Source organism: Sporomusa sp. (assembly GCF_057736855.1).
The window spans coordinates 1-9,413 of record NZ_JBYKYF010000105.1 but is presented as its reverse complement, the minus strand read 5'-3'; the positions used below and the strand labels follow the sequence as shown (position 1 = coordinate 9,413).

General features: G+C 42.6%; 10 protein-coding genes and 1 pseudogene. 10 read left to right on the top strand and 1 reads right to left on the bottom strand.

Going from position 1 to position 9,413, the window contains the following annotated elements:
* Window positions 1–7: 7 nt before the first annotated feature.
* From AC29Z1_RS08705 to hpf, 6 genes are all read left to right on the top strand, one after another.
* Entirely contained in the window at window positions 8–256 is a 249-nt protein-coding gene (locus tag AC29Z1_RS08705) for a CxxC-x17-CxxC domain-containing protein (RefSeq protein ID WP_488271067.1), read from the top strand.
* 296 nt (window positions 257–552) lie between these two features.
* Complete coding sequence (locus AC29Z1_RS08700) at window positions 553–1,341, top strand: basic amino acid ABC transporter substrate-binding protein (RefSeq protein ID WP_488271065.1); 789 nt, start codon at window positions 553–555, stop codon at window positions 1,339–1,341.
* Between the two features lie 269 nt (window positions 1,342–1,610).
* A complete protein-coding gene (locus AC29Z1_RS08695) occupies window positions 1,611–2,276 on the top strand; it encodes an amino acid ABC transporter permease (RefSeq protein ID WP_488271066.1) in 666 nt (221 codons plus the stop codon).
* Window positions 2,263–2,982 carry an amino acid ABC transporter ATP-binding protein gene (locus tag AC29Z1_RS08690; RefSeq protein WP_488271064.1) on the top strand — a complete coding sequence of 240 codons (720 nt, stop codon included), beginning with the start codon at window positions 2,263–2,265 and terminating at the stop codon, window positions 2,980–2,982. Before AC29Z1_RS08695 ends, AC29Z1_RS08690 begins: the two co-directional genes overlap by 14 nt.
* 82 nt (window positions 2,983–3,064) lie before the next feature.
* Complete coding sequence (locus AC29Z1_RS08685; protein WP_488271063.1) at window positions 3,065–3,265, top strand: cold-shock protein; 201 nt, start codon at window positions 3,065–3,067, stop codon at window positions 3,263–3,265.
* Between the two features lie 212 nt (window positions 3,266–3,477).
* Complete coding sequence (hpf, locus tag AC29Z1_RS08680; protein WP_488271062.1) at window positions 3,478–4,011, top strand: ribosome hibernation-promoting factor, HPF/YfiA family; 534 nt, start codon at window positions 3,478–3,480, stop codon at window positions 4,009–4,011.
* A 153-nt stretch (window positions 4,012–4,164) separates the two neighbouring features.
* Here the strand turns inward: hpf and AC29Z1_RS08675 are convergent, their stop codons facing one another.
* Window positions 4,165–4,389, bottom strand: coding sequence for a hypothetical protein (locus AC29Z1_RS08675; RefSeq protein WP_488271061.1), 225 nt, complete (start codon window positions 4,387–4,389; stop codon window positions 4,165–4,167).
* A 284-nt stretch (window positions 4,390–4,673) separates the two neighbouring features.
* Between AC29Z1_RS08675 and AC29Z1_RS08670 the strand changes: the two genes are divergently transcribed.
* The 4 genes and pseudogenes from AC29Z1_RS08670 to secA form a co-directional block, all read left to right on the top strand.
* Window positions 4,674–5,933, top strand: coding sequence for a [FeFe] hydrogenase, group A (locus AC29Z1_RS08670; RefSeq protein ID WP_488271060.1), 1,260 nt, complete (start codon window positions 4,674–4,676; stop codon window positions 5,931–5,933).
* 12 nt (window positions 5,934–5,945) lie between these two features.
* Entirely contained in the window at window positions 5,946–6,257 is a 312-nt protein-coding gene (locus AC29Z1_RS08665) for an iron hydrogenase small subunit (RefSeq protein ID WP_488271059.1), read from the top strand.
* A gap of 12 nt (window positions 6,258–6,269) precedes the next feature.
* Window positions 6,270–6,968: a cytochrome b/b6 domain-containing protein gene (locus tag AC29Z1_RS08660; RefSeq protein WP_488271058.1), complete on the top strand. Its 699-nt coding sequence runs from the start codon at window positions 6,270–6,272 to the stop codon at window positions 6,966–6,968.
* A 306-nt stretch (window positions 6,969–7,274) separates the two neighbouring features.
* Window positions 7,275–9,413: pseudogene (gene secA, locus AC29Z1_RS08655) on the top strand (preprotein translocase subunit SecA); the annotation flags it as partial.

Genomic DNA, 9,413 nt, shown 5'->3' with positions numbered 1-9,413 from the left:
AAAGGACATCGTTTTTACAGCAGGAGAGAAGGAGTTTTATTCAGAAAAAGGTTTTGAAAATGAGCCTGCTCGTTGCCGCGAATGTCGGGTCATTAGAAGACGCAACCGTGAGGGCAGTGAAGGGCAAACAACTCCAAGAGAAATGCATGAAGCAATTTGTGCCGAATGTGGTGTAACTACGCAAGTTCCATTTAAACCCCGCAATGATCGTCCAATTTATTGCCGCGACTGCTTTATTGCACAAAAAGAGCGTTAATTGATAGAATAGTACTAATTGATAGAATATATAAAAATGCTCATGAAGCTCGGGATTTTATACCCCGGGCTTTTTAGTTTTCCTTATTGCGGTGTACTCTCGGTAGTTGTAATGGTCAATAGGCATTAAGTACAACTGGTTAAAGATAAGTTGGATTTGTACATATCAGATAGAATGTCCATCTAATAACTACAATTAACAAATTGCCGTGTATACATTCTTGGACTGCTTGTTTATTTATGCGTTAAATTGTATAATTACTACATGAAATGTAACATATAGAGGGGGTTGCCGCTGTGTCAAAAAAACTGGGGATTTTGTCTGTTCTCATTATGTTTGTAATGGCATTCGGACTTGCCGGCTGTGGGCAGCAAACCGCAAAGCCGGTCGAAGCGCCGAAAGCTAAGGTGCTTAAAGTTGGTTCTGAGACGACGTTTGCGCCGTTTGAATTTCAGGATGAAAAGAGCAAAGAGTATATCGGTTTTGATATGGACTTGATTCGGGCTATAGGTAAGGAATTGGGCATGGAAGTACAAGTGCAGAGCATGGCGTTTGACGGTTTGATTCCAGCGCTGGAAGCAGGTAATATTGATGTCGCCATCTCAGGCATGACCATTACAGAGGAGCGGGCCAAGAAAGTTAATTTTTCTAAGCCTTATTACAAATCTGGTCTGTCAATCGTCGTCAGGGCTGATAATGACACCATCAAAACCTTTAAAGATCTGGAAGGCAAACGTATTGCCGTGCAAATTGGTACTACTGGCGCTATGGAAGCCAAAAAAATTAAAGATGCTATTATCCGTGAGTTTAACAATGCACCAGAAGCGTTTATGGAGCTCAAAGCAGGCGGTGTAGACGCTGTTGTGAATGATTTGCCAGTTAATGAATATTACATTGCTCAAGCTGGCGGCAAAGAGGCTAAGGTTGTTGGCGAACCGCTTACTTCTGAGGAGTATGGTATAGCTATTGCTAAGAAAAATACTGAGCTGACTGAAAAGATTAACCAAGCTCTTGATACCTTGAAGAAAAATGGCGAATATGAAAAAATATACCTTAAATGGTTTGGTAAAAAGCCTCCCCAATAAGTCGAAAACACGGCTGGTGCGAGTCTTCGACGGAATGGCAGCCGTTGGTAATTCTGTTTTTATGCAAACTCTATAGGCTGGGATAATTGTCAGTAGATAGCTTTTACATGATATTTCGGGTAGTTTGTTCTGACATAAGTTCTAGGTTATGGCGCGCAGTGTCGCGCCTTTTTTATATCTAATAATTGTATTGACACCTAGTACCTGTCCGACTATAATTGACATGTGATTTTATGCAACCTTATTAATTTTTATTAAGGGTGAGGATGTTGAATTTTGATTTTAATTTAATTTTCGACTCGTTTCCACTACTCCTCTTGGGGGCTGGCGTCACAGTGCAAATTACTGCACTGAGTGTCGGCTTTGGTCTATTGATTGGTATGTTTGTCGGTATAGCCAGACTATCGACAATATGGCCAGTAAAAATGCTGGCTGCCATATATGTGGACTTTATTCGCGGTACACCACTGCTGGTACAGATTTTTCTCATTTATTTCGCGTTGCCGATGCTGGTTGGTCAGCGCATCGACCCGTTTGTTGCGGCCATCACGGCTTGTAGTATAAACAGTGGTGCCTATGTTGCCGAAATCTTTCGGTCAGGGATTCAGTCCATCGACAGGGGGCAGATGGAGGCCGGACGGTCACTAGGCATGACTTGGGCCCAAACTATGCGTTATATTATTCTGCCACAGGCATTTAAACGCATTATTCCTCCTTTGGGCAATGAATTTATTGCTATGTTAAAGGATTCTTCCCTTGTATCGGTAATCGGTTTTGAAGAACTCACACGGCGTGGACAATTGATAATTGCCCGTACGTATGGTTCATTTGAGATTTGGCTTACTGTGGCCTTTATTTACCTGCTTATGACTTTTACTATATCCCGCCTTGTGGATTATCTTGAGCGGAGGTTCAAAACTGATGATAAGCATTAAAAATGTTCATAAAAAATTTGGCAAATTACATGTCTTAAAAGGCGTGAATGCGCATATCCGTGAACAGGAAGTTGTTGTTATTATTGGGCCAAGTGGCTCAGGTAAAAGTACACTACTGCGGTGCATGAACTATTTAGAGCAGCCTACAGAAGGCGAAATCGTCGTGGATGGTATTCCCCTCACCAGTGAAGCCAATATCAATAAGGTCCGGGAAGAAGTCGGTATGGTTTTTCAACGCTTCAACCTGTTTCCGCATATGACAGTACTCCAAAATATTACGCTGGCACCCGTAAAAGTCCGTAAACTGCCGCAAATCGAAGCGGATAAGATTGCTTACGATCTGCTGAAAAAGGTTGGGCTCGCCGACAAGGCCAACGCGTATCCGGACCAGCTTTCCGGCGGACAGCAACAACGGGTAGCCATTGCCCGTGCCTTGGCTATGAGGCCCAAAGTTATGTTGTTTGATGAGCCTACTTCGGCTCTTGACCCTGAAATGATTAAAGAAGTTCTCGATGTTATGAAGACCTTGGCTAATGAGGGAATGACCATGGTGGTTGTTACCCATGAGATGGGTTTTGCCCGCGAAGTGGGTGACCGGGTCATCTTTATGGATGAAGGCCGGATTATTGAAGAAGGTACACCGGATGAAATTTTTTTACATGCAAAGGAAGAGCGAACCCAGGCCTTTTTGTCCAAGATTTTATAAATTGACACTGCTACCAATATATGTTATACTTCCTCTTGTGGCTGCGAGTGCAGTCTGCAGTTTATCTTAGGAGGAGTTTCACATGATTGGTAAAGTTAAGTGGTTTAGCGCAGAAAAAGGTTACGGATTCATTGAGAGAGAAGATGGCGGAGATGTTTTCGTACACTTCTCGGCTATTCAAGAACAAGGTTTCAAAACTCTGAATGAAGGCCAACAAGTTGAATTTGAAATCGTTGAAGGCGCTCGCGGACCGCAAGCCAGCAACGTTTACAAATGCAACTAATAAAATAAAATATAAAACATGTACCCGGCGATGCTTTTCGCCGGGTTTTTGTTTGGATAACTATCTAATGAGCAAATTGGTATAAAATAGAAAAAACGGTTTTTGTTCAAAGTTTGTAGAAAAGTTTGAAAAAATATTCCGTATAGGACAGGAATTTTAAGTTCTGCGGGGAATATTAAATTATATAGGAAACAGGAAAGGGGATAGGTAGTATGGCGATTACAGTACGAGGTAGAAATATTGAGATCACACCTGCACTACGAGATCATGTAACAAAACGCGTTGGTAAAATTGCAAAATATTTTGACAGCGCTCATATGGGAGAAATTACCGCAATCCTCACTGTTAGCAAGGGTAGGCACATTGTTGAGGTTACCGTACCGATTAATGGCATACTCTTACGCGGCGAAGAAGCCACCAATGATATGTATGCTTCTATTGACTTAGTTATTGACAAACTGGAACGACAAATTGAAAAATATAAGACTAAACTTTCCCGCAAGCTTAAAAATGGTCATCTGGTATCTGCAGCTGCTTCGGTTAGTGACTCTGCCAGTGATGAAGAATTCAGTATTGTGAAAACTAAACGTTTTGCCGTTAAGCCTATGACTGTGGATGAAGCCGTTATGCAAATGAATTTGATTAATCACGATTTTTACGTGTTTACTAATGCCGAAACAGAAGAAGTGAATGTGGTTTACCGACGGAAAGATGGTCAGTACGGTTTGATTGAACCAGAGTTCTAGTTTCTTATCTCTAGGGGAAGAAAAAAAGAGCCAGGATACGTTCCGGCTCTTTTTAGTCTACCGAATTTGCGAGCATTATGAAGTCTTTTTATTTTAGGCAGAGTCCTGGTATAGATGTTTATGTCTGGTGAATCCGTACATAGTAAGTCGAATTCAACGAGGTGTTCGTAGTTCAGAGCGGCGTTTTATAATAATCTCAGCAAGCGAAGCTGATTCGAGTTCTTGTGTTTTTTGAGCGAACTCTTGCCTGGTGAATAGCCCTTTGTCAATTAATAGCTCGATGAGTGCAGCAATTGCCAGCGTGTTTTTATAATCGATATCTTTTAATTTGGCAAGCTGACTGGCTATATCCAGCATACCAAGAACATCACGACTCACGATGATACCCCCAAGGAAAATAGATAGATGTAAACTGTGTTTTCTCATTAGTATGCACAATGAGGGGATTTTTTAAACAGGTTTGAATATTTTGTAAAATTAGTGAAATAATTAACTTGTTTAGACCCTTTCAACATTATTGACAAGTTTTAGATTTTAAACTACAGTTAAATCATGGCAATCATATTTTCAATAAACCCAAACAAGCTTTAAACGTTCTAAAATTCACAAAAGCAGATTTGTACAGAATATTTAATTAACTTATGGGGTGAGGAGGTTTTGTCTTGAAAGGTTTTCAATCACAGGAATTAACCAACATTATTGAGATTGACCGCAAGACATGTAAAGGCTGTGACTCATGTAAAGCGTTTTGTCCAACAAACGCAATTGAGGGGAAGTATGGAGCCGCTCACAGAGTCAACAATGAAAAATGTATTTTCTGCGGTCAATGCCTGATCAACTGTCCATTTGGGGCTCCCAAGGATACGGTTGACGTGGTAGATAAGGTACTCGAAAAACTCAAAAACAAGCAAGTGACCGTAGTTGGTACTATTGCACCGGCTGTTCGCGTGGCGATTGGTGAAGAGTTTGGTATGGAGCCCGGCACCTTGGTAACTGAAAAGTTGTATGGTGCGATGAAACAAGCAGGGTTTAAAATCCTGGATACCAACTTTACTGCCGACCTGACGATTATGGAAGAAGGCATGGAACTCATTGGCAAGATTAGGCACTTTGCCTTAGGGGAACCGGCAGAACATCATTTAGGGCCATTGCCGCAATTTACTTCCTGCTGTCCCGCTTGGGTACGGTATGTGGAACTCTATTATCCATCCTTGTTACCCAATGTGTCTTCTGCAAAATCGCCGATGATGATGGCCGGAGCGTTGGCTAAAACATATGGGGCTAAAGAAGTCTGGAATGTTAACCCAGAAGATATTTATATGGTTGGCATTATGCCCTGTACGGCGAAAAAGTTTGAGGCTTCACGACCTGAGTTCCATAGCGCGGCGCATTATTGGCAAACTCAGGGTAAGCCAGGCAATTACCCGGATGTCGATGTCGTATTAACCACCAGAGATTTGGCTCGTTTATTCAAAAAGCTTAACATTGATTTAAATACGGTTGCAGAATTTAGTGATAAAGATAACCCGTTAGCTCAGTATAGTGGTGCCGGAACGATTTTTGGCAATACTGGCGGCGTAATGGAAGCAGCGCTCAGAACAGCCTATTTTGTTATTACTGGCAAAGAGCTGGATGTGCTTGAATTTAAGCCTGTGCGCGGTCTCCAAGGTGTGAAAGAGGCTAGTGTTACCATGAAAGACGCTAAGACTGGTAAAGAGGTTACTCTTAATGTTGCAGTAGCGCATGGCCTTAAGGAAAATGTAACCCCGCTTTTGGAAGAAGTGAAAGCTGGCAAATCACCATATCATTTTATTGAGATCATGAACTGTCCAGGAGGCTGCGTCAATGGCGGCGGTCAGCCAATCTATCCAATGGGCACTTCATGGTTAGGTAAAGCTAAGGCCGTATTGCCTTGGGCATAAGGAGGGGACAACATGGCGCGTTATGATTATGTAGAGAAGGCTATTAAAGTAACACGGCGCGAATTTTTAGGAATCATGGGTGTCGCTGGCGCAATTTTGTGGACTGGTGCTTATGTAGCTACCGATTTGATTCAGGACCGCACAAAGTATATAAAGATGCGGGCACAAGGTATTTACAAAGATGACGTAAAGGCTAAAGTCCGTCAAAGTCACAACAACCAGGCGGTAATGGATATGTATAAAAAATTCGCTCATAACCCACTGAGTCATTTGGCCGAAGAACTGTTTCATACCAAATATGTAGACAGAACTAAGTTAGTGTAGGAGGGATAATCAATGAGTCATCATGATGAACATGGTCCACGGGTACTCAAGCACCCTCTTATTTCCCGCTTGTTTCATTGGGGCTTGATCTTAGGCTTTTTGCCGGCGGCCATCACTGGTTTTGCTATTTGGCTTCAGCCGTTTAGTGAAGATGTACAGAATCTGATTATGAAAATTCATATCGTTGGCGCTAGCATTCTTACGATATCATGTATAATCTATACGTTATTTGGTTTTGATAGAATTGTTGCCTTTATCCGCCGGATATTTACCTGGGACCAGCGAGATATTGCGTGGATGCTGATTGGCGGCGGCTATCCGCAAAAAATGCTGCTAGGGAAAAAAATTCCTGTACCTCCAATGGGAAAAATGAATTCAGGTCAGAAACAGATGGGAATCATAATGCTGTTTGGTGGTATTATTTTAATTGTTACTGGTTGGGTATTATATGCTTTCATACCCGTAGCTCCCAAAGCAGTTATCTACTGGTTTGATATGGTACATCTGGTCATTGGTATATTCCTTGGACTGTGTATGTTTGCGCATATTTTCCTCGGAATTTACAATTGGGGCGAGTTTTTATGTATGTTTGGTGACGGAACCCAATCCCTCGAAGAAGCCAAACATCATAACCCAGTATGGGTAGAAAACGAAATCGAACCAGTTAAAGGTAGTCAAACCCAGCTTCCCGGTCACCATCAGGCAGGTTAATTCGTTACTAATCTTATTGGCAGTTTAGCATAAGTTAGTAAAAATTATAAGACGAGATTACTCGCGATACTCACAGAGGCCTAGTTGGCTAATAACAGCCATAACCGTACAGGCACTATGAGTGCTAGCGGGTGATCTCGTTTTGTTGTCTACCAATCCATTTTTTGACTTTGCCCCAGGTTTCTGTTAAAATCATATATTAGGCACATACTAACTGCAGGTCTGTTAAAAACATGCAGCCTTAGAGCATTTCCAAACTGTCTCTAAACATACTGTGTATTCATGTTTTGCCGGGGAGTTGATAACTTGTTTAAATTTTTAAAGAACTTATTTGGTGATGATAACGAAAAAGAAATTAAGCGCATGTTAAAAATAGTAGATACTATTAATGCGTTTGAACCCGAGCTTCAGAATATGAGTGATGCTACGCTGACTGCCAAAACATCCGAATTTAAACGGCGTCTTGATAAAGGGCAGACACTTGACGACATCTTACCTGAAGCTTTTGCTGTTGTAAGGGAAGCCTCCCGCCGGGTTCTGGCTATGCGTCATTTTGATGTACAGATGTTGGGCGGTATTGCGTTACATGAAGGCAAAATTGCCGAGATGCGGACCGGGGAAGGCAAAACATTGGTTGCCACCTTGCCGGTGTATTTAAATGCCCTGACTGGCCAGGGGGTACATGTTGTTACCGTCAATGACTATCTGGCTCGCCGCGACAGCGAGTGGATGGGAAAACTGTACCGTTTTCTTGGATTGTCTGTAGGACTGATTGTGAATGGCCTTGACTTTGATGAGCGGAAACTCGCTTATAGTGCGGATGTAACATATGGAACCAATAATGAATTTGGGTTTGACTATCTCCGGGATAATATGGTTATTTATCCGGAGCAGATGGTGCAGCGGCCACTGAATTATGCGATTATCGACGAAGTCGACAGTATATTGATTGACGAAGCGCGTACACCGCTGATTATTTCCGGTCCTGGCGAGAAATCCACTGATCTGTATTATGTGTTGGCTAAAATTGTGCCAAAACTCAAAGCTGGCGAAGATTATACCATTGATGAAAAAGCCAATACAGTAGCACCTACCGAGGCGGGGGTTGCGAAGGTTGAAAAACTCTTAAATGTCAAGAATCTCTATGACAGCGAAAATATGGAGCTGTCACATCATTTTAACCAAGCGCTTCGGGCACACGCTTTGATGCATCGAGATAAAGACTATGTGGTTAAAGATGGCGAAGTGGTTATTGTTGACGAATTTACTGGTCGCTTAATGTTTGGCCGTCGTTATTCTGATGGCTTGCATCAGGCTATTGAGGCCAAAGAAGGCGTTAAAATTGAGCGTGAAAGCCAGACACTGGCAACTATTACTTTCCAGAACTATTTCCGGATGTACAAAAAATTAGCTGGTATGACGGGAACCGCTAAAACCGAAGAAGCTGAATTTCGAAAAATTTATAATCTGGATGTTGTTGTTATTCCACCTAACCGTCCTATGCAACGGCAGGACTTGCCAGATGGTCTCTATAAAACCCAGCGTGCCAACTAGAAGGCTGTGGTGGCTGAAATTGTTGAGCGTCATAAAAAAGGCCAGCCGGTTCTTGTCGGCACAACCTCGATTGCCCAGTCGGAAGAATTATCAGTCATGCTTAAGAAGCAGGGCATACCCCATAATGTACTGAATGCCAAGTATCATGAAATGGAGGCCCAGATTGTTGCCCAAGCCGGTCAGGCTGGTGCTGTTACCATTGCTACTAACATGGCTGGTCGTGGTACCGATATCGTCCTGGGACCAGGTGTAGCCGAACTGGGCGGCATTCATATTATTGGTACTGAGCGCCATGAAAGCCGCCGGATTGATAACCAGCTGCGCGGCCGCGCTGGCCGTCAGGGAGACCCGGGTTCTTCCCGTTTTTATTTGTCACTGGAAGACGATCTGATGCGGTTGTTCGGTTCTGATAACATTGCCGGTATTATGGATAAACTGGGGATGGAAGAAGACGAACCTATTGAACATGCGCTGATTACCCGCTCCATTGAACAGGCGCAGAAAAAAGTAGAAGCGCGCAATTTTGATATTCGTAAATATGTACTTGAATATGATAATGTCATGAACCAGCAGCGTGAGGTTATTTATAGTCAGCGCAAGAAGATATTGACAGTCGATAACCTCAAATAGAATATATACCATATGAACGAAAAAATTATTGATCAAGGTATGGATATTTATGCGAATGAAAAGGTCTATCCGGAAGAGTGGGATTATGCTGGACTGATTGAATACTGCGAGGGATATTTTGCGCCAGCAGGCGAGCTTAAGGAAGAGGTGCTTGACAAGCTGAGTCGGGAAGAGCTCAAGGAAGAGCTTATGCGGGTGGCTGATGCTGCTTATAGTGCTCGAGAAGCGTTGTTTGGTCCCGAAAATATGCGCGAACTTGAA

Bases quoted from the DNA above. Each gene is read 5' to 3' on its own strand.
- AC29Z1_RS08690 (WP_488271064.1), top strand. From the start codon at position 2,263: ATGATAAGCATTAAAAATGTTCATAAAAAATTTGGCAAATTACATGTC.
- AC29Z1_RS08685 (WP_488271063.1), top strand. From the start codon at position 3,065: ATGATTGGTAAAGTTAAGTGGTTTAGCGCAGAAAAAGGTTACGGATTC.
- hpf (WP_488271062.1), top strand. From the start codon at position 3,478: ATGGCGATTACAGTACGAGGTAGAAATATTGAGATCACACCTGCACTA.
- AC29Z1_RS08665 (WP_488271059.1), top strand. From the start codon at position 5,946: ATGGCGCGTTATGATTATGTAGAGAAGGCTATTAAAGTAACACGGCGC.
- AC29Z1_RS08660 (WP_488271058.1), top strand. From the start codon at position 6,270: ATGAGTCATCATGATGAACATGGTCCACGGGTACTCAAGCACCCTCTT.